Here is an 18,843-nt window from a genome sequence, read left to right as displayed (position 1 = left end):
ATGAGATAAAAGTTAGCTTTTAGGCGGACGCAGAATTTGTTGCCAATATCCGGTCAGAAGTGATGATGTCGTCAGGTCTTGCGCTAAAATAGGGTCATAACTGTTAAATAGCAGCGCACTCATCGGCTGATATTCTGTTAATGTACAGTTTAAAGATTGACAATGCAGTGTCTGACAATCTGCACAGCCTGCATGGTGCGATGATACATTCAGATCAAAACAATCATCTTCTTGTTGCTGACAATGCGTTGATGAGTCAACATCTTTAGCAGTATGCTGATGCATATGTTTGGATGCGTTTTTAACAACTGGATTAGATTGCATGTTCATATGTGACATTGATGCATTGGCAACAGTCAAGCCACCGATCGCACACGCGAGCAGTAAACGAAACATTATTGCCAAAGCACGATATATCTTCATATCACAATAAATAAACTGGATTCAATTTACAGAATACCGAAAGGTCTCTTGAAATTCAAATGACAATCTTGTTATTCAAGAAGATGACGTTTTCAGTACACGCTGTGCATAAATCGCCATGACTAAAATAAAGAAAGCACCACCTAGAACATCAGCAATCACCTCAGAATGAAACAAAGTCACTTGTAAAGGTGAGTCACTACCACCTGTGCTTGTAGACACCACAATAATTAAAGCCAAAATCACGCCCATTAAACTTTCGCCGACAATTAAACCTGCTGCAAACAACGTGCTTTTTTGTTCAATATGCTTTAAGCCTTGCTCATTAACTTGTTTTTTCTTTGCAGCGCGTTGAACTAATGCAAATAATACAGCACCGATAAAAATAGGCACATTGACACTGGGTGGCAAATAAATTCCCATCCCAACAGCAAGCACAGGCAAACTGTATTTTTGTGCGGAGCTACGTTTTAAAACAACATCAATTAAAATAAAGATTACTCCTAGACCTGCACCAATTAAAATAGAGTCCCATGCCAATTGATGTGAAAAAATACCTTGGGCGATGGTCGACATTAAAGTCGCTTGCGGTGCAGCCAACACAAGTGCCTCATCCATTCCACTACGCGGTAACGCCCCTGTAAAACCATAGGCTTGATATAATAATTGTATGACAGGTGCAATAACCAAAGCCCCGACAATACAACCAATAATTAAAGCAATTTGTTGTTTGGCTGGCGTTGCATACACCAAGTATCCGGTTTTTAAATCCTGCAAATTATCATTTGATATGGTTGCAACCGCAAGAACAGCTGATGTCGCAAATAATGTTAATGCCGTTAAAAATTGAATACCACTTGGTTGGTCTAACAGATGTGTTGACTGCCCAATCACAAGCAACACCAATGCAATAAATAACACCGATAAAATACCAATTCCTGAAATTGGACTAGAAGATGAACCAACTAAACCTGCCATATAGCCACATGCTGCTGCCACTAAAAAGCCAATCAAGAACGTTAATACCGTGACAACAACAACCAATAACCATGCAACAGATGTAGAAACAGGTGCTAATGCAATAAATTGATGGAATGTTGCAAATAAAATAGCCATCACTACGGCTAAAATAATAAGCATGTGTTTTGGTGATAAATCACGGGCAGCCCGCTGGGTATTATGGTGTTGCTGAGTTTGCTGATAAGATGCAACGGATAATTTAATGCCTTCAACCATCGGCTTAAACAGTGAAATAAGCGTCCAAATGGAAGCAACGCCAATAACACCAACCCCTATAAAGCGTACTTTACTTGACCAAATTTGTTTGGCGTATTGTGCGATTTCAACATGTTCAGGCTGCGGGAGTATGGCCGTAAAATAAGGTACTGCAAGGCCCCATGCAAAGAAGATTCCAAGAAAAATAGCAATCCCGGCAGACAAGCCAATTAAACTGCCTGCACCAAGTAATGCAAAAGAAAATCCAAAAGGAATTTGAAAAATTGCCCCACCTGCTTTGAGCCAAATGCTTGCACTATCAGACACAATGCGCAAACCACCGCTCAATAAACTCATACTTGCAGCAAGAACACCCCCATAAACAATTTCTTTTGCATGTGATTGTTGGCTACTATTTTCATCTCGAACAATATCGCCTTTTTCATTGGCAACCACCCCGACCGTTCCTGCTTTTAAAATCTCGGCAGCAGCAACGCCTTCAGGATAGGGCAACTCACTGTTCACCACCATGACCTGACGCAGTGGAATGGTAAATAGAACACCTAAAACTCCCCCGCTTAAACACAATAATGCAATCTGCCAAAATGGAAAACTTTGCCAATATCCAAGCATTAATAAACCGGGTAAAACAAAAATCACTGAAGACAACGTTCCTGCTGCAGAAGCTTGGGTTTGTACTAAATTATTTTCTAAAATATTTGAACCTTGCGCAAATTTAAGCAATGCCATAGACAACACTGCAGCTGGAATAGATGAAGCAAAGGTCAACCCAACTTTCAACCCCAAGTAAATATTAGATGCTGTAAAAGCAATGGTGATGAGTACACCTAAAATGACCCCGCGTAATGTCAGCTCTTGATAATGACGATAAGGATCAAGCTGTGTGGGTTTATGCAGCATAGTAACTCTCAAAAATATTTAACTTTTTATATTCTCGTAACTTATCATTATACTTTTTAACTTACATTAAAATAATTTCTTTTGATCACCAATCATGCAAAAAAAAGCACCTTCATCGGTGCTTTTTGAGAGAAAGAACAGCTTGGATTTATTTAACTTGTGCAAGCTCAGCACGCATAGTATCAATCACTTGTTTATAATCAGGCTGATTAAAAATAGCAGAGCCTGCCACAAACATATCCGCTCCTGCTTCAGCAATTTCACGAATATTGTGTGGGCCCACACCACCATCAACCTCTAAACGAATATCACGTCCGCTTTGATCAATAATTTGACGTGCTTGACGTAATTTTTCGAGCGTCATTGGAATAAATTTTTGCCCACCAAATCCTGGATTTACACTCATTAATAAAATTTGATCGACCTGATCTAAAACATAATCTAAATAATGTAAAGGCGTTGCTGGGTTAAATACCAAACCTGCTTTTGCACCACCTGATTTAATCAGCTGTAAAGAACGGTCAATATGATCACTGGCTTCTGGATGAAAAGTGATGATATCTGCACCTGCTTCTAAAAAGTCACCAATCATACGGTCAACTGGTGACACCATTAAATGCACATCAATCGGTGCTTTAATTCCGTAGTTCTTTAATGCTTTACAGATTCCTGCACCAAAAGTGAGGTTCGGAACATAGTGATTATCCATTACATCAAAATGGACAACATCTGCTCCTGCTGCCAATACACTTTCAACATCTGCCCCTAAACGAGCAAAGTCAGCAGATAAAATTGATGGCGCAATAAGAAATGGCTTAGACATGAAAATCCCAAACAATGAACAGGTATTTAAAGATTATAGCAAATCTCAAGCCTGTCGTCTTAAACCACCCGTCAAGATCTTCCCACTCAAACTACATTTTCTTACCTGTTATTCATTTTTCTTACACGGCATACCTCTAATCTTGTTAAGATTCATTCTCATTCATTAATCAGGAAAACTCAATATGAAAAGTATTACTCAAATTCATACAGCAGAAGGACGGCGGATTGGGAAAAGATTATTGAATCATTGGAAACATAAATTTGAAGTTGAAGAAACAGCATCTGCATTTTTTATTCCGTTTCCGGATGCCAAAATTTTCCTTTATCCCAAAGAAACCACTTTAGATGTGTCAATTGAAGGTCATGAAGAAGTTGATTTTGCACGCTTAGAACAAGTGGTGATTAACCATCTTAACCGTATGGCGCAGCAAGAATTTGATGTGACATGGCAACACATCAACTAGATTTTTAGGTATTTTATGTACTTAGGATGGCTACTGCATGGTGGTCATGCATATTGTCAAGCAAAAAAATCCATTATATCAACCTGACTGCCGTACAGCAGTCAGGTTAATTCACTGTATTACTATGCATACAATAAATGTGTAGTGTATGCACTCCATTAACGCATAAACCACTTTAAAGAGTTTAATTTTCTAAGCTATTCACATGAAAACGTAAATGATCGGCCACAAAGGTCTGAATGAAATAATAACCATGGTCATAGCCTTCATGTTCACGCAAAGTGATCTTTTGCTTCACATCTTGGCATGCTTGAACCAATAAATCAGGGTGCAATTGGAAATAGAATTCATCTGCTGCCCCTTGATCAATTAACACATCTTTAAATAATGCGCCTTTTGATTTAACAAGCTCAACAGCATCATGGGCAAGCCATTGTTGTTGATCATCACCTAAATAAGCAGTAAAGGCTTTTTGTCCCCATGGACATTGTGTCGGTGCACAAATTGGTGCAAAAGCAGAAACTGTTTTAAATTTATGTGGGTATTTCCATGCCAATGTCAGTGCACCATGCCCACCCATACTATGACCAGTAATACCAATTTTTTGTGGGTCTATCGGAAAATGTTCTATCACTTTATTGTATAGCTCATCCACCACATAGCTTTCCATATGATAATGCGTCGACCATGGTTGCTCAGTTGCATTCACATAAAAACCTGCACCTTGACCAATATCCCATGCATCACCAGGTTCTACATCATCACCACGTGGTGAAGTATCAGGTAAAATTAAAATAACCCCTAACGTTGATGCAATTTTTTGTGCATGTGCTTTAGCTGCAAAGGTTTCTTCTGTACAGGTTAAACCCGCTAGAAAAAATAAAGCAGAACACTTTTGTTTTTGTAATGCTTTCGGTGGTAGATACACTGAAAACTTCGCTTTACCCTTTAAATATGTTGAAGTGAATTCATGAACTTGTATTTCACCATCAAAACATTTTGCACGTTGTAATAATTCCACAGAACACTCCTAAGGCTGAATGGCATCAGTTGATGCGACATTATTTGTAATCGGTATAATCGTATTTGCCACAGGAAATAAATGCTTCTCCAACTGCGGAAGCATCAGTTCCATATTCTTCCCTAAAGACCACTGCGGCTCTGAAGGCTCAAAGCCTTGTGCCGTTTCCCATTTTGTTACCGTTGCTTGTGCATCAATAAATGCATCATGCAACGACATTTTTTCTCGCATTGCTTGGTCAAAAAAAGCACGACCAAAATAAGTATAATCCGCTTGGCTATTACATCCAAATGACGAGCGATCTGCTGCCGATGCAGTAATTACTAAAGTATTATCTGATTGTAACGCAGGGATGAAACTTCCAGAATAACATGCAGATATGACAATCACACGCCATTTAATTCCTGACTTATCTAAAGCACTTCGGAGCCAATTTGGATCTATTTGTTTTAAATCGATTGGCGCATTTTCAAGTTCAAAATGATTCTCTAATCCATGCGATGTCATGTATAAAAATAATACATCAGTATCACGGTTCATTTGCTGACCAATACGGTTTAATGCCAATTGAATGCTGGTTTGTGATGCCATTGGAATTTTTGTTCCAGTATCTGGATCATTAACCAATTGTACTGATCGCCCAAATGTCCCAAAGCGGGTATCAAATTGTGATTTGATACGCTGTATTTCCGAGCTAAATACAGCATCATAGCTGTCACCAGCGACCCCTAAAAAGTACCAATGGGTTTGTGAAAAATCACCCAATTGAACAGCATCTAAAGATTTTTTCAATAAATCATTTTGGGCATAAAATACATCTTCAGAAATCGTTGGTGGTAAATCGCTGACTTTCCAAATCGGTTGCTCTTTGACCGACATTTGCCACACCACAAGTGTACAGATGGTGGCAAACATAATCAGTGCTCGCTCCCACCATGGCCATTTTAATTCTCGAGAAAACACCCAAATTACAGCTAAACTTTGCCATACAAAAAAGATCATAAACAATGTAGGTAAAAAGTTATATACATCGTCTGGCAAAAAGTTGAGGTAATCGTGATCGCCTAAATATTGTAAAAAACACTGTAGAAGCAATACATTGCTGTCTAGCACCAACCATAAAATGGCAGGCACCAACATCAAGCGAGTATTGTTCATGCGTTGTGACAGAAAAATACCTACAATTAATGCAATAAATGGCCAAAGTGCATAACTAACTAAACCTTGCGGATTAAAAGCGCCTGTTTGTCCTGCCACCATCCAGCTATATAAGGTGTTTACACCAGCCGCAACAACGCCCCAGAAAAGCAACTGAAATATCGATGGATGTACAATTTTCAAGCACTTTCGTGAGCCCAAAAAGAGCCACAACCCTGCAATTTGATTGCTCTTTAAGTCGTGCCAAAAATTGATGGAGGGTTTCAGATCAATCATACTATTTTGCTAGTTCAGAACCATGTGAGATGTCATTGCTTTTCTTTCCGTCGTTTTATTTTAATTTGTTGGATAATTTACACTATCCAAATTTTTTATTATAAATTTAAATTAAAGTAAGCATCAAAACGGCATGCATCACCCAACCATTGGTGATCAGGGTGTTCATGGTTTAGAAATATAGCATGGCGTGGGCGTTTCACAACCACTCTTTTTGCAACTTTATGTGCGCAAGTCAATAACTCATCCCCCAAGTCCATACCATTTTCTTCAGGTAACAAGATATGCAGTAATTGCATTTGCTTCTTAACCTGTGCCTGTTTTTTCTGTGGCTTCTGATGCTGATCACGTTGTGGAAACATCGGATCTAAATACACCACATCCACTTGCTGCTGCTGCTCAGACAGTGCTGTTAAATAGTCAGCTGAATTTGCATAAATCAGTTGAATCCTTGCCACAATCGGCTGCAAATAAGCATCTGATTGTGCTTGAAAATAGGCATCTTCAAGCAAAGTAAATAATATTGGATGACGCTCAACAAGCTGAACATGTGCGCCAAACTTAGCCAATAGTAAGCTGTCATGTCCTAAGCCTGCTGTTGCATCAATTAATGTCGGTGCGTCATTGGCTTGTGTTGCGCGTACAATCATTTCAGTTTTCAGTGTCGATCGCTTTAAGCGTCCAATTTCAGCCTGCCATGCAGGCTGCATTTTCATACCCAATGCAGCTAAGCTCAAACCATCTTGGTCAACCACCAAAGATAGCTCAGGATGTAAGCGTAAAAATTTAGCTTGAATTTTTTCAACCACAGTTGGACGAAGTATAACGCCTTTTTGCGCCAATCGCTTTTGAATATTTTGAACTTTGTCTTCAAATTCAGCTTCATACCAACAAGTGAATTGCATTACCAACTCACCCAACCTGTCCACCATGTCGCTAAAATCAATAAGCCAAAAATAATACGATAGTAAGCAAACACAGTAAAATCATGTTTAGAGACATAACGGATCAAAGCACGGATCACAAGCAATGCTGAAATGAAGGCAACCACAATACCAACACCTAAAATTTCCATGTCTTGAGCATGCAAATCATGGCGCATTTTATACATGTCTAATAGACCTGCGCCCATCAGAACAGGAATACCTAAAAAGAAAGAAAATTCAGCAGCAGCTTTTCTTGAAATGCCTAAAAATAACGAACCAATGATGGTTGAACCCGAACGAGATGTCCCTGGAATCAAGGCAAAACATTGCACTAATCCCACCAAAACAGCTTGTTTAAATGTAAACTGCTCAACTTCATGGCTTACAATATGATGTTGACGGCGTTCTGCCCATAAAATAATGAATCCACCAACAATAAGCGCAATGGCAACTGTCACGGCATTAAATAAATACGCTTTTAATGCTTCACCAAAGGTGAGCCCTAAAATCATAATTGGGATCGTTGCCACAATCAGATTAATGGTTAATCTGCGACCTTGTGGGTCTCCTGTAATTGCGCCTGTTAAAGCGCCCCAAAGCTTACCCCAGTATTCGTAAATGACTGCTGCAATCGCACCGATCTGCACCGACACCGCAAACATGTCTCTTTTTTCTGGTGTCCAAAAATCAAGTAACTGTCCTGCTAAGATCAGATGTCCTGTACTTGAAATTGGTAAAAACTCTGTGATGCCTTCAACTAAGCCCATCACAGCTGCTTTTAAAAGCAAAATGATATCCATATGAAACCCTAATTATTTTATTGTTTGCCTTGTTCAGCAATTTTTTTCCACGCATTATCCCGCAAATAAATTGGCAATGCATGTTCTGCACTCACCCATTGTTGTTCATTGACAAAATAAGTACCCAATACGGCAATATCTTCTGCTGTCGGTTTTACATCAGAAAATACAGCGGTGTCATCAACGAGTAATGCGCCTGAGCCAACCAAAGGATATTGCACCTGTGCTGCTGCGTCTGCATAGCTTAGCATTTGCTCAGTATCCTTTAACTGCATGATGTGTTGTTCATCTAATTCAAAATTCGCAATATATACTTCTTGCATTCTTGCATCAAGAACCGCGGTAACCGCGGTTAATCCATGTAGACGATATGCTGCTTGAGCCAATGCTTGTAATGTCGATACCGGCACAACAGGTAAATCATTTGCCCATGCCAAAGCTTGTGTCACTGCTGCATTGATTCTGACCCCACTAAATGATCCTGGACCACGGCTAAAAGCGATCGCGGTCAGTTCATCACATGTCAACTGACATGTTTGCAAACCTTGCTCCACCATGGGTAAAAGCATTTGTGTTTGCATTCTGGTTTGATCATTCAGTACATTGAAGAGAATCTGTGTGTCATTTACAATACAAACAGAACACTGTTCATTGGCTGTTTCGAGTGCTAGCAGTTTCATGCACGCCCTTATCATCAAATAAAGCTAAAAAGTTACGCTATCATACGCAAATCTAAATTGATTCGCGATAGTTTCATTGCTGAATATGAATGCGCCTAAAATAATATGCCAAAGCATAAACAATAGATATGCTATCGCGTATGCAAAGCCATCAATTTTACACGATTAGAACAGATCAACCGTAACATCAGATGCTTAGGACATTCTTAACTGATTTTATTTTCCCTAGGCATAGGTTTTAATACAGTACATGTCATATACATTTTCAGTATTGTTTTCATCACAATAGATGCCAAAATTGGTTTTTTACGTTATGCTAAAATGACCAAACGGACAGAAGTATATTATGAACTGTTGCATTAAATGCGGGCATCCAACGACCAAAAAGAAACCGCTTGGAGATGAAAAACTACGTCAAGTCTGTACCCATTGTGGCAACATTCATTATGAAAACCCAAAAGTCATCTGTGGTGCATTGGTGGTGGCTGATCAAAAAGTATTATTGTGTCGCCGAGCAATTGAACCTCGTTACGGATTATGGACATTACCTGCAGGTTATATGGAACTTTCTGAAACAATGGCAGAAGGTGCAGCACGTGAAACACTTGAAGAAGCAGATGCTCGTATAGACATTGAACAAATGTATTGCATGTATGATATTCCACGAATTGGACAAATCTATGCGCTTTTTAAAGCTAAACTGAGAGATCATCAATTTGGGGCAGGCCCTGAAACATTAGAAAGTCGCTTATTTGAAGAGCATGAAATTCCATGGGATCAATTGGCTTTCCCAAGTGTGAAAAAAACCTTGCAACATTATTTTGCAGACCGAAAACAAGCACACTACCCCATTCATTTAGAGACCATAGACTCTCTACTGACTTAATGCAAAACGTCACTGTACCATGTGTACAATGACGTTTTCTCTAAACCGATTTTCTTTTATTGTTGAATGTTGATGCTATGCAAAAACACCCTTTACAGCTTGATCTGTCCGCTGCACAGATTTTACTCAAACTTCACGCATTGCATGGCATCATTTATTTACAAGATCATGGAAAACCTGTGATTGGTGTTTTACCTCAATCGTATTGGTTAAAACACCATCATCACTTTGAATACCATGAACGCCAAAACGATCTCAGTTATCAACCCATCACAACACAAGCGCATCGTCCTACACTGACACTAAACACATCCTTAACCGATAGTACCGCCACAGGCTTTCATGGTGGGTGGATCGGCTTTGTCGGCTATGACGTTGCAGCCTCACAGCATGTTGCATCTTCGCCCATTCATGCACAACCTGAACTTTATTTTGGCCTTTATGATTGTTTTTTAAAATTTGAAAACAATGATTGGTATTTATACCATGAACAACATCATCTCGACATGGTCATACAGATCGAAGCGCTTTTGCACATAGCGCCACCACAGCTTGCTTTTGAATTGTGCACGCCATGTGATGCAACATGGCATAAAGAGAAGTATGCCGAGCAATTTCATCAAGTCATCAATTACATTCGCGCTGGTGATTGTTATCAAATTAATTTAACTCAAGCATTTACAGCAAAAGCAAAAGGCAGTTTATTGGCAACTGCAGAGCAATTTTGGACCTTAACGCATGCACCCTATGCAGGCTATTTAAAAATTGATGGCTTCGAGTTGCTGAGCTGTTCGCCTGAGCTTTTTATTGAGTTTCAAGCCAATCGCGTGATTAAAACACGGCCGATTAAAGGCACGATGCCACGTTATTTAAATGACCCTGAACAAGATGAACGTTCAAAACAAACTTTGACGGCGTCTGAAAAAGACCAAGCTGAAAATGTCATGATTGTCGATTTATTGCGTAATGATTTAAGCGTTTATGCAGAAATTGGCTCTGTTCACACCAATAAACTATTCGAAATAGAAAGCTTTCAACAAGTTCATCACATGGTGAGTGAAATTCAAGCCACACTTAAACCCATGATCGATCCCATCAATGTATTGTTTGAAGCATTGCCTGGCGGTTCAATTACTGGTGCGCCTAAAATACGCGCCATGCAAATTATCAGTGAACTGGAACAACAACCACGTGGTGCATATTGTGGCTCGCTCGGTTACTTTAATCATGACGGAACAGGCTGCTTTAATATTTTAATTCGCTCGATTCAAAAATATCAGCATGATCTTTCTCTTTGGGCTGGTGGTGGCATTACCATTGCTTCAGATCTAGATGCTGAATATCAAGAATGTTTAGATAAAATTTCTGCCATGAAGTCTTTGCTCAACACATGGTATACCACATCAAATTAAGCATTGAGTAAATGTTCAAAATGCTTTTTTGAATTGATGAGCGTTGCGTTAAAGGCTTCAGAATAACTTGGCTGTGCCATCAATCGAATCCACGCTTGATACGCAGGTTGGATTTTTTTTAAAGCAATACCCAAAGTTAAAATTTGGTAATCAATACCATACCGTACAATATTACGTTCTAATGCGGTTGCGCCTTCATTTTCACGCTTTTGCTGCGCAAGCATTGCAAAATCATAAGCAATCTGTGTATCGCCTTGCTCTGTATATAGCAAGCTGACTTCATATAAACATTCCAGCTGCTGTGGCAAAAAACTTGTTCCTTTTAGCCAAACAAAGACAGCATGTTCAGCTTGTTTTTGCTGTTTATAAATACTGCCTAAATGCCGACATGCCAAATAACTTTCAAGCTGATTATTGGTTGAAGGTGCTAAATCAATACGACATTGAAACCATTGTATGGCACTCGCCATATCACCAAAACTATAATATGACGTTGCACAATAATAGGCATAGCGTGCTTTTAAAGCGGGACGTGTTTCATGCTCATATGCTTGAGATAAAGTATGTGCATCTTCTAAGTATTTATTTGGATTTTGGTTGCGATCACCAAAATGTCCAGTTTGAATATAATAATCGCCAGTAATTTCTAACTCAGACAAATGATCTGCAATGTTAATCAAACTTTCGTGCAAAACACCAACCCAACGTACTATCTTCTTATTTTTAATTAAAATTTTACGGGTATAAAAAAAATCACGTCCATCACCTTTAAAGGTAAAATGATAAATATCATGATGCAATCGCTCAGGCAAACGAGGCTGTCCACAAAAGCGGTCATCCGCATCAAATATTAAAATGTAGTCTGACTTTCCTTCACACAATGAGAGTGCTTGATTGCGATTATGTTCAAAATTAACCCATTCATGCTGATGAATTTCTGCAGGAATCTCATGGTGCTGAATATATTGTTGTAATTGTTCGATTGTATGATCTGTAGAACCTGTATCACAAATCACCATATAATCAATTGTGATATGGCTGCGAATATTATCTAGCGTTTGCCAAATAATATTCGCTTCATTTTTGACAATCATGTTTAAGCAAATGGTTGAAGTTTGCATAAGCTGCCTGTTTATTATTCTTTATCCCAAGCAGATTATAATCGCTTTAACGCATCAACTAAACGCTGATTTTGTATATCCGTCCCGACAGTAATTCTTAAATACTGATCGATACGCGGTTTATTGAAATGGCGAACAATAATCCCGTCCATACGCAACTGCGCAGCCAAGTGTTTTGCATCATGCTTTGGGTGAGTCGCAAAAACAAAATTGGCTTTCGAAGGTAAAACATCAAACCCAAGCGCAGTTAACTGAGCGATCAAGAGATCACGACTCGCAATCACTTTTTGACACTGTTCAACAAAGTAATCTTGGTCTTGAAATGATGCTGTCGCTGCCACAATTGCAAAGCGATCTACAGGATAAGAGTTAAAGCTATTTTTTACTGTCTCTAAAGCGGCAATTAAATGTGGCTGAGCTATGGCATAACCTACTCGTAGCCCTGCCAATGAACGCGATTTAGAGGTTGTTTGACAAACCACTAAATTATCATATTGCGCCACTAAAGACACCGCAGATTCAGCTCCAAAATCAACATAAGCTTCATCAATCACTACCACACGATCAGGGTGTTGTATTAAAAGCTGCTCAATCTGTGTCAATTCAAGCGCAATACTGGTTGGTGCGTTTGGATTGGTAATAATGATGCCGCCATTGGGTTGCTGATAATCTGCAATATCAATTTCAAAGCGTTCATTTAACGGCACTTGTTTGGTTTTTAAACCAAAGAATTGGCTATATACAGGATAAAAACTATAGGTAATATCTGCATATAATACTGGCTCATCTTGAATAAAAAATGCTTTAAATATATGCGCAAGCACCTCATCAGAACCATTACCAACAAACACATGACTCGTTTCAATGCCTTGTTGTTCCGCAATAGCTTGCTTTAAGCCACTGGCATCGGGGTCAGGATATAAACGCAGCAAATCCGCTTGGTGTAGAAGCGCTTCTTGAACCGCATCAACTACATGTGGTGATGGTGGATACGGATTTTCATTGGTATTTAATTTCAGTAAGTTTTGTATTTTAGGTTGTTCACCTGGAACATAAGGTTCGAGTTCACGAACTTCAGGGCTCCAAAAACGCATTTGTTGTGCTGAAAAAGTCATGATTAGACCTCAAAAGGGGCTGTCCTGCCCCATCTATTTTTGAATTAAATTTCGGTGTAGCGATAGCGTGCTGACCGAGCATGTGCATCTAAATTTTCTTCTTGTGCCAAAATATCAGCAGCTTTAGCCAACGGCTGTACACCCGCTTTTGAGCACATAATCAGGCTTGATCTCTTTTGAAAATCATATACACCAAGTGGTGAAGAAAAACGCGCGGTTCCTGATGTCGGCAAAACATGATTTGGACCTGCGCAGTAATCACCAATTGCTTCAGGTGTATAGCTTCCCATAAAAATTGCACCTGCATGGCGAATATGTTCGCTCATGGCTTCAGCATCATCGACACAAAGTTGTAAATGTTCAGGTGCAACTTGATTAATCAGCGCAATCGCTTCTTCACGGTCTTTGACTAACACCAAAGCACCGCGATTTTCAATAGACGTTTTGGCAATTTCAGCTTTAGGTAAGTGCTTTAAATGCTCAGTAATTGCCTCGGATACCGCATTTAAAAACCGCTCATCTGGCGTAATTAAAATGGCTTGTGCCACGGTGTCATGTTCAGCTTGAGACAATAAGTCCATTGCCACCCATGTTGGATTATTATTAGATTCTGCATACACCAAAATTTCTGATGGACCTGCAATCATATCAATCCCACACTGACCAAACACAGCACGTTTGGCCGCAGCCACAAAACGATTGCCTGGCCCTGTAATTTTATCAACTCGAGCAATGGTTTCAGTGCCATATGCCAAAGCAGCTACAGCTTGTGCACCACCAATGGTAAAAACACGGCTTACGCCTGCCAAATGTGCAGCAGCCAGCACCAATGGATTTAATACACCATCTGGAGCAGGTACCACCATAATAATTTCATTGACACCTGCTACATGGGCAGGAATTGCATTCATCAATACAGAAGATGGATAAGATGCCAAACCACCAGGCACATAAATCCCAACACGATCTAATGGTGTTACTTTTTGACCCAAGGTATTACCAAGGTCATCCACATAGCGCCAACCATCTTGCTTTTGCGCTTGATGAAAAGCACGAATACGTTGTGCTGCCAATTCTAAAGCAGTACGAACTTCGGGTTGTAATTGGTCAAAAGCTGTTTTTAATTGCGCTTGGGATAGCTCTAAGTCTGAAAATTGATGCGCAGGATGTCGATCAAATTTTTGTGTTAGATGAAGCACATGTGCATCGCCATGTTGGCGCACATCATTAATGATTTGATCTACAGTAGAGAGGAGCTCAGGATCATTGACAGTTTCAAAAGCCAATAAATCAGCAAAGACCGTTTGAAAATTTTGGTCTTGAGTCGATAAACGTCGCATCAATTTACCCACAAGGTTGAACAATAAAGTGTTAAGTTTAACCTGTTTAAGCCATCTTGTGGGTAAAGATATGTCGATCTAGACCGAAAGCATGATGAAAAATAAGATTCATCAGCATTGTTTTTTTATATTAGGCACTGCGTGCAGCTACAGCTGCTTCCAATTGTTCAAGAATTGGATGCAAAATCTGTTGCTTACGCTTGAAACTGGCTTTATTAACAATAAGACGTGAAGACACTTTACAAATTTCTTCTAGTGGCTCCAAACCATTTGCACGCAATGTATTGCCTGTATCTACCACGTCAACAATGTAATCACCCAAGCCGACCAATGGTGCAAGCTCCATAGAACCGTAAAGCTTAATCACATCAACTTGCTCACCTAAGCTTGCATAATATTGACGCGTAAGATTGACATATTTTGTGGCAATTTTAAGTCGACCTTTCGGACGACTCATTCCCACACGACCAGCAGTCATTAAACGACAATTTGCAATTTTAAGGTCTAACGGCTCATACACATTTTGAGCACCATGTTCCATCAGCACATCTTTACCAGCTACACCAATATCTGCTGCACCATTTTCAACATAGGTTGGCACATCAGAGGCACGTAAAATTAAAATACGGACCAATTTATGTGTGGTTGGAAAAATTAATTTACGTGATTGATCAGGATCCTCAAGTAAATTGATTCCAGCTTGCTTCAATAAAGGCAATGTTTCTTTTAAAATTCGCCCTTTACTGAGTGCCAAGGTTAAACCATGATCAAAATGACCCATTACATCAAAATTGGGGTCATCATTTTTAAAATCACTCATGCCCTACTCGCTTATTCGTTGAATCTTTGCACCAATGCCTTGTAGTTTTGCTTCGATATTTTCATAGCCACGGTCAATATGGTAAATACGGTCTACCAAAGTTTCACCTTCTGCTGCCAATGCAGCAAGTACCAATGAAAATGAGGCACGCAAATCAGTTGCCATCACAGGAGCTGCTGATAATTTTTCAACACCAGTTACCACAGCATCATTGCCTTCAACTTGAATATTGGCACCCATACGTGACAATTCAGGGACATGCATGAAGCGATTTTCAAAAATAGTTTCTGAGATTGTTGAGAAACCACGTGCAATGGTATTGACCGCCATCACTTGTGCTTGCATATCAGTTGGGAACTCAGGATGTGGTAATGTACGGAAACTCACTGCTTTTGGACGTTTGCCTTGCATATCAAGTTCAATCCAATTTTCACCACGAGTAACTTCTGCACCCATTTCTTCAAACTTTTCAAGCACTGATTCTAATAGTGCAGGATCAGTATGCGTGGTTCGAATACAGCCACCTGTAATCGCTGCCGCAGCCAAATATGAACCTGTTTCAATGCGGTCTGCAACAACAGCATATTCACAACCTTGCAAGTTTTCTACACCGGTTACAACAAGAGTGTCTGTGTCAATACCATCAATCAACGCACCCATTTTAACCAACATATTGGCTAAATCTGTAATTTCAGGCTCTCGTGCTGCATTACGAATGGTTGTAATTCCATCTGCCAATACAGCAGCCATTAAAATGTTTTCAGTACCACCGACCGTGACCATATCAAATATCACTTCGCCGCCTTTTAGGCGTCCGTCTACTTTGGCATGAACATATCCATTTTCAACTTCAATCGATGCACCTAAAGCTTCTAATGCTTTTAAATGTTGATCCACAGGTCTTGAACCAATCGCACAACCACCAGGTAAAGACACCTTAGCTTCACCATAACGTGCCAATAACGGGCCTAATACCAAGATCGATGCACGCATGGTTTTAACCAATTCATAAGGTGCAAATTGGTTGTTTAACGTCGATGCATCTGCTTGAACCTGACTATCATCATAGCTAATAGTGATGCCTAGACCTGCAATCAATTTGACTAATGTATTTACATCTTTTAAATTCGGTACGTTTGTAATTGTTATTGGGGTATTGGCAAGAATGGTTGCAGCAATTAAAGGCAATGCTGCATTTTTTGCACCAGAAATACGAACTTCACCATTTAAGCGGTGCCCACCTTGAATCAGAAATTTATCCATTGAAACCTTATACTCCAAACAAACTTGCTTTGCGCCATTCTTCTTTGGTCATTGCACGAATGGTTACCGCATGTACTTCACCACTCGAAATAAAATCATTTAATGGAGCATACACAAGTTGCTGGCGTGCAACTGAACGTTTTCCTTCAAACAAATCATCAACAACACGTAGGTCAAACTTTCCCGCTTGTCCGCCTACTACAACTTCTGCATTAGGAAAAGCTGTTCTTAAAATCTCTGTAAGTTGTTCGCTATTCATAATCAAGCCCTCGCTTTGGACCCACGGCTAAAAGTCGATTATTTTACTATAGTTCATTCATTGAATTCATTAACAACCCATCAATTTAAAACAAAAAGGTTATAAAATCGTGCCTGTTGAGCAAAATTATTCAAATCAACCAACAACAACTTAAGCTTGTTTAAAGAATGACTTTGCGATCTGATGATGATGCAATATGCAAAGCTTCCCGATATTTTGCCACTGTTCGTCTTGCAACATCGATACCATCATCTTTTAAAAGCTTTGCAATGGTATTGTCAGAATATGGCTTACATGGATTTTCAGATGCAATAATTTTTTTTATCATGGCACGAATCGCTGTAGATGAACATTCACCACCAGTTGCTGTACCCACATGGCTTGAGAAAAAATATTTCAGCTCAAATAATCCTTGTGGCGTTAATACATATTTATTGGTAGTCACACGAGATACTGTGGACTCATGTAACTCTACTTCATCTGCTACATGGCGTAAAACCAAAGGTTTCATTGCTTCAGCACCTTGCTCTAAAAATCCACGTTGATGCTTTGCAATACAACTGGCAACTTTTAATAAGGTTTTATGACGCTCATCAATACTTTTAATAAAATTCTTTGCTTCTAGCATTTGCCGCTTAATATATTGATTATCGGCACTTTGATCTGCACGTTTAATTAGCCCTGCATAAAAAGAATTCACTCTAATTTTTGGTAAAATATCTGGATTTAATTTTACATTCCAAACATCATTTTCACGGCTAATTACAACATCTGGAATTTGGTATTCAATCTCACCTGTATCAAAATCTGATCCTGGATAAGGCTTTAATGTTTTAATCAAGCTCAAGCCTTTTTTAAGCTCATCTGCTGTCAAACCAGTTGTTTTAATCAGTTTATTTAAGTCATGACTGATTAAATACTGATGATTCGCTAAAATTTTCTCAGCATGTGTTTTATCTGCTTTCGATAGCGTTAAATGATCAAGCTGAATTAAAAGGCATTCCACCAAGCTTCTAGAACCCACCCCAATTGGATCAAGTTGCTGAATATGTCTCAAGACGACATATACTTCATCTTCTTCAACTTCATCATCTTGCATATCAACCTGATATAACAATTGATTCACTGTCATGGTGATTTCTGGCAAGCTGTCAATCAAAAAGCCTTTTTCATCTAAGGTATCAATAATACAAAAAGCAATTAACTTATCTACATTTGAAAATTTTAATAGATTAACTTGTTCTTGAATATGTTCTTTTAATGATGTTTGTCCAACACGATTATCTTCGCGCTCTTCAAAGTCATCACCAACCAAACTCGTTGCTTGCTGAGTATAGATATCATCCCATTGTGTATCTACAGGCAAGTCTTCTGGTAAGAATTCACTTTGAATGACTTCTGATAGTTCCTGACTTTCAAACTCTTGTTGTTCAGGCACCGTTTCGACTGTTGTGGTTTCGTCAATACGTTCTAATAAAGGATTACTGTCCAGCTGCAATTGTACTTCTTGTTCTAGCTCAAGATTAGACAGTTGCAGTAAACGAATTGCTTGTTGTAATTGCGGTGTTAGTGATAGTGAATTACTAACTTTCAAACCCAAAGATAACTTCATAAATACACTCATTTCACTAGCAAAATTTATGCCGCCACCGGTTTTTATACCACATGATTCATAAAAATCATACGTGTTAAGCTTGAAAGATTAACGTTGTTTACAAAACTATTCATTCGACACAGAATTTAATTTTAACACAGTGTTGATTATTCTAAAAATTGTGATGACTCATGTATAAAATGATATCCATAAAAAAAGCCCCCTCGATTGAGGGGGCTTTTTAGGAATAAGATGCTGGCGATGACTTACTCTCACATGGGTAATCCCACACTACCATCAGCGCAAAGAGGTTTCACTTCTGAG

At 39.1% G+C, this 18,843-nt stretch carries 18 protein-coding genes; 3 read left to right on the top strand and 15 right to left on the bottom strand.

The features are described from left to right. Positions 1-12: 12 nt before the first annotated feature. The 3 genes from CFY84_RS10955 to rpe form a co-directional block, all read right to left on the bottom strand. Positions 13-396, bottom strand: a complete 384-nt coding sequence (locus tag CFY84_RS10955) for a hypothetical protein (RefSeq protein ID WP_088824394.1) — start codon at positions 394-396, stop codon at positions 13-15. Positions 397-498: 102 nt separating this feature from the next. Beyond that, positions 499-2,559: an OPT family oligopeptide transporter gene (locus CFY84_RS10950; RefSeq protein WP_088824393.1), complete on the bottom strand. Its 2,061-nt coding sequence runs from the start codon at positions 2,557-2,559 to the stop codon at positions 499-501. A 148-nt stretch (positions 2,560-2,707) separates the two neighbouring features. After that, on the bottom strand, positions 2,708-3,382 hold the full coding sequence (rpe, locus tag CFY84_RS10945) for a ribulose-phosphate 3-epimerase (protein WP_088824392.1): 675 nt from the start codon (positions 3,380-3,382) through the stop codon (positions 2,708-2,710). Positions 3,383-3,566: 184 nt separating this feature from the next. On the opposite strand from rpe, the gene CFY84_RS10940 reads away from it, so the two are divergent. Next, positions 3,567-3,848 carry a DUF2218 domain-containing protein gene (locus tag CFY84_RS10940; RefSeq protein ID WP_088824391.1) on the top strand — a complete coding sequence of 94 codons (282 nt, stop codon included), beginning with the start codon at positions 3,567-3,569 and terminating at the stop codon, positions 3,846-3,848. Positions 3,849-4,032: 184 nt separating this feature from the next. On the opposite strand, the gene fghA is transcribed toward CFY84_RS10940, so the two are convergent. The 5 genes from fghA to tsaB all read right to left on the bottom strand — a co-directional run bounded on the left by fghA (position 4,033) and on the right by tsaB (position 8,709). Next, on the bottom strand, positions 4,033-4,869 hold the full coding sequence (fghA, locus tag CFY84_RS10935) for an S-formylglutathione hydrolase (protein ID WP_088824390.1): 837 nt from the start codon (positions 4,867-4,869) through the stop codon (positions 4,033-4,035). Between the two features lie 9 nt (positions 4,870-4,878). Next, positions 4,879-6,303 carry a C13 family peptidase gene (locus CFY84_RS10930; protein WP_088824389.1) on the bottom strand — a complete coding sequence of 475 codons (1,425 nt, stop codon included), beginning with the start codon at positions 6,301-6,303 and terminating at the stop codon, positions 4,879-4,881. A 98-nt stretch (positions 6,304-6,401) separates the two neighbouring features. Then, positions 6,402-7,208, bottom strand: a complete 807-nt coding sequence (locus CFY84_RS10925) for a class I SAM-dependent methyltransferase (RefSeq protein WP_088824388.1) — start codon at positions 7,206-7,208, stop codon at positions 6,402-6,404. After that, entirely contained in the window at positions 7,208-8,029 is an 822-nt protein-coding gene (locus CFY84_RS10920; protein ID WP_088824387.1) for an undecaprenyl-diphosphate phosphatase, read from the bottom strand. The genes CFY84_RS10925 and CFY84_RS10920 overlap by 1 nt, the downstream gene beginning before the upstream one ends. Positions 8,030-8,046: 17 nt before the next feature. Continuing rightward, a complete protein-coding gene (gene tsaB, locus CFY84_RS10915) occupies positions 8,047-8,709 on the bottom strand; it encodes a tRNA (adenosine(37)-N6)-threonylcarbamoyltransferase complex dimerization subunit type 1 TsaB (RefSeq protein WP_088824386.1) in 663 nt (220 codons plus the stop codon). Between the two features lie 346 nt (positions 8,710-9,055). Between tsaB and CFY84_RS10910 the strand changes: the two genes are divergently transcribed. Then, the gene (locus tag CFY84_RS10910) at positions 9,056-9,595 is read left to right on the top strand and encodes an NUDIX hydrolase (RefSeq protein WP_088824385.1); all 540 of its coding nucleotides are present in this window, start codon (positions 9,056-9,058) and stop codon (positions 9,593-9,595) included. A 77-nt stretch (positions 9,596-9,672) separates the two neighbouring features. After that, entirely contained in the window at positions 9,673-11,007 is a 1,335-nt protein-coding gene (locus tag CFY84_RS10905; protein ID WP_171289084.1) for an anthranilate synthase component I family protein, read from the top strand. Here the strand turns inward: CFY84_RS10905 and CFY84_RS10900 are convergent. From CFY84_RS10900 to CFY84_RS10870, 7 genes are all read right to left on the bottom strand, one after another. Further along, positions 11,004-12,128 (bottom strand): glycosyltransferase, encoded by a 1,125-nt coding sequence (locus CFY84_RS10900; protein ID WP_088824383.1) that lies wholly within the window; start codon positions 12,126-12,128, stop codon positions 11,004-11,006. The two genes, CFY84_RS10905 and CFY84_RS10900, sit on opposite strands and share 4 nt — an antisense overlap. A 35-nt stretch (positions 12,129-12,163) precedes the next feature. Next, on the bottom strand, positions 12,164-13,243 hold the full coding sequence (gene hisC / locus CFY84_RS10895; protein ID WP_088824382.1) for a histidinol-phosphate transaminase: 1,080 nt from the start codon (positions 13,241-13,243) through the stop codon (positions 12,164-12,166). A gap of 44 nt (positions 13,244-13,287) precedes the next feature. Then, a complete protein-coding gene (gene hisD / locus CFY84_RS10890; protein WP_213062838.1) occupies positions 13,288-14,583 on the bottom strand; it encodes a histidinol dehydrogenase in 1,296 nt (431 codons plus the stop codon). 130 nt (positions 14,584-14,713) lie between these two features. Further along, the gene (hisG, locus tag CFY84_RS10885; RefSeq protein WP_088824380.1) at positions 14,714-15,403 is read right to left on the bottom strand and encodes an ATP phosphoribosyltransferase; all 690 of its coding nucleotides are present in this window, start codon (positions 15,401-15,403) and stop codon (positions 14,714-14,716) included. Between the two features lie 3 nt (positions 15,404-15,406). Continuing rightward, the gene (gene murA / locus CFY84_RS10880; protein ID WP_088824379.1) at positions 15,407-16,666 is read right to left on the bottom strand and encodes a UDP-N-acetylglucosamine 1-carboxyvinyltransferase; all 1,260 of its coding nucleotides are present in this window, start codon (positions 16,664-16,666) and stop codon (positions 15,407-15,409) included. Between the two features lie 7 nt (positions 16,667-16,673). Next, on the bottom strand, positions 16,674-16,925 hold the full coding sequence (gene ibaG / locus CFY84_RS10875; RefSeq protein ID WP_088824378.1) for a BolA family iron metabolism protein IbaG: 252 nt from the start codon (positions 16,923-16,925) through the stop codon (positions 16,674-16,676). A gap of 160 nt (positions 16,926-17,085) precedes the next feature. Further along, positions 17,086-18,537, bottom strand: a complete 1,452-nt coding sequence (locus CFY84_RS10870; protein ID WP_088824377.1) for an RNA polymerase factor sigma-54 — start codon at positions 18,535-18,537, stop codon at positions 17,086-17,088. Between the last annotated feature and the right edge of the window lie 306 nt (positions 18,538-18,843).

The sequence above is a fragment of the Acinetobacter apis genome (assembly GCF_900197575.1).
Taxonomy (GTDB): Bacteria; Pseudomonadota; Gammaproteobacteria; order Pseudomonadales; family Moraxellaceae; genus Acinetobacter; species Acinetobacter apis.
The sequence above is the reverse complement of the archived record's forward strand: the minus strand, read 5'-3'. Positions and strand labels throughout refer to the sequence as shown.

Coding starts and splice junctions, on each gene's coding strand:
- CFY84_RS10955 (WP_088824394.1), bottom strand. CDS start 396: ATGTTTCGTTTACTGCTCGCGTGTGCGATCGGTGGCTTGACTGTTGCC.
- CFY84_RS10950 (WP_088824393.1), bottom strand. CDS start 2,559: ATGCTGCATAAACCCACACAGCTTGATCCTTATCGTCATTATCAAGAG.
- rpe (WP_088824392.1), bottom strand. CDS start 3,382: ATGTCTAAGCCATTTCTTATTGCGCCATCAATTTTATCTGCTGACTTT.
- CFY84_RS10940 (WP_088824391.1), top strand. CDS start 3,567: ATGAAAAGTATTACTCAAATTCATACAGCAGAAGGACGGCGGATTGGG.
- CFY84_RS10930 (WP_088824389.1), bottom strand. CDS start 6,303: ATGATTGATCTGAAACCCTCCATCAATTTTTGGCACGACTTAAAGAGC.
- CFY84_RS10925 (WP_088824388.1), bottom strand. CDS start 7,208: ATGCAATTCACTTGTTGGTATGAAGCTGAATTTGAAGACAAAGTTCAA.
- CFY84_RS10920 (WP_088824387.1), bottom strand. CDS start 8,029: ATGGATATCATTTTGCTTTTAAAAGCAGCTGTGATGGGCTTAGTTGAA.
- tsaB (WP_088824386.1), bottom strand. CDS start 8,709: ATGAAACTGCTAGCACTCGAAACAGCCAATGAACAGTGTTCTGTTTGT.
- CFY84_RS10910 (WP_088824385.1), top strand. CDS start 9,056: ATGAACTGTTGCATTAAATGCGGGCATCCAACGACCAAAAAGAAACCG.
- CFY84_RS10905 (WP_171289084.1), top strand. CDS start 9,673: ATGCAAAAACACCCTTTACAGCTTGATCTGTCCGCTGCACAGATTTTA.
- CFY84_RS10900 (WP_088824383.1), bottom strand. CDS start 12,128: ATGCAAACTTCAACCATTTGCTTAAACATGATTGTCAAAAATGAAGCG.
- hisC (WP_088824382.1), bottom strand. CDS start 13,243: ATGACTTTTTCAGCACAACAAATGCGTTTTTGGAGCCCTGAAGTTCGT.
- hisD (WP_213062838.1), bottom strand. CDS start 14,583: ATGCGACGTTTATCGACTCAAGACCAAAATTTTCAAACGGTCTTTGCT.
- hisG (WP_088824380.1), bottom strand. CDS start 15,403: ATGAGTGATTTTAAAAATGATGACCCCAATTTTGATGTAATGGGTCAT.
- murA (WP_088824379.1), bottom strand. CDS start 16,666: ATGGATAAATTTCTGATTCAAGGTGGGCACCGCTTAAATGGTGAAGTT.
- ibaG (WP_088824378.1), bottom strand. CDS start 16,925: ATGAATAGCGAACAACTTACAGAGATTTTAAGAACAGCTTTTCCTAAT.
- CFY84_RS10870 (WP_088824377.1), bottom strand. CDS start 18,537: ATGAAGTTATCTTTGGGTTTGAAAGTTAGTAATTCACTATCACTAACA.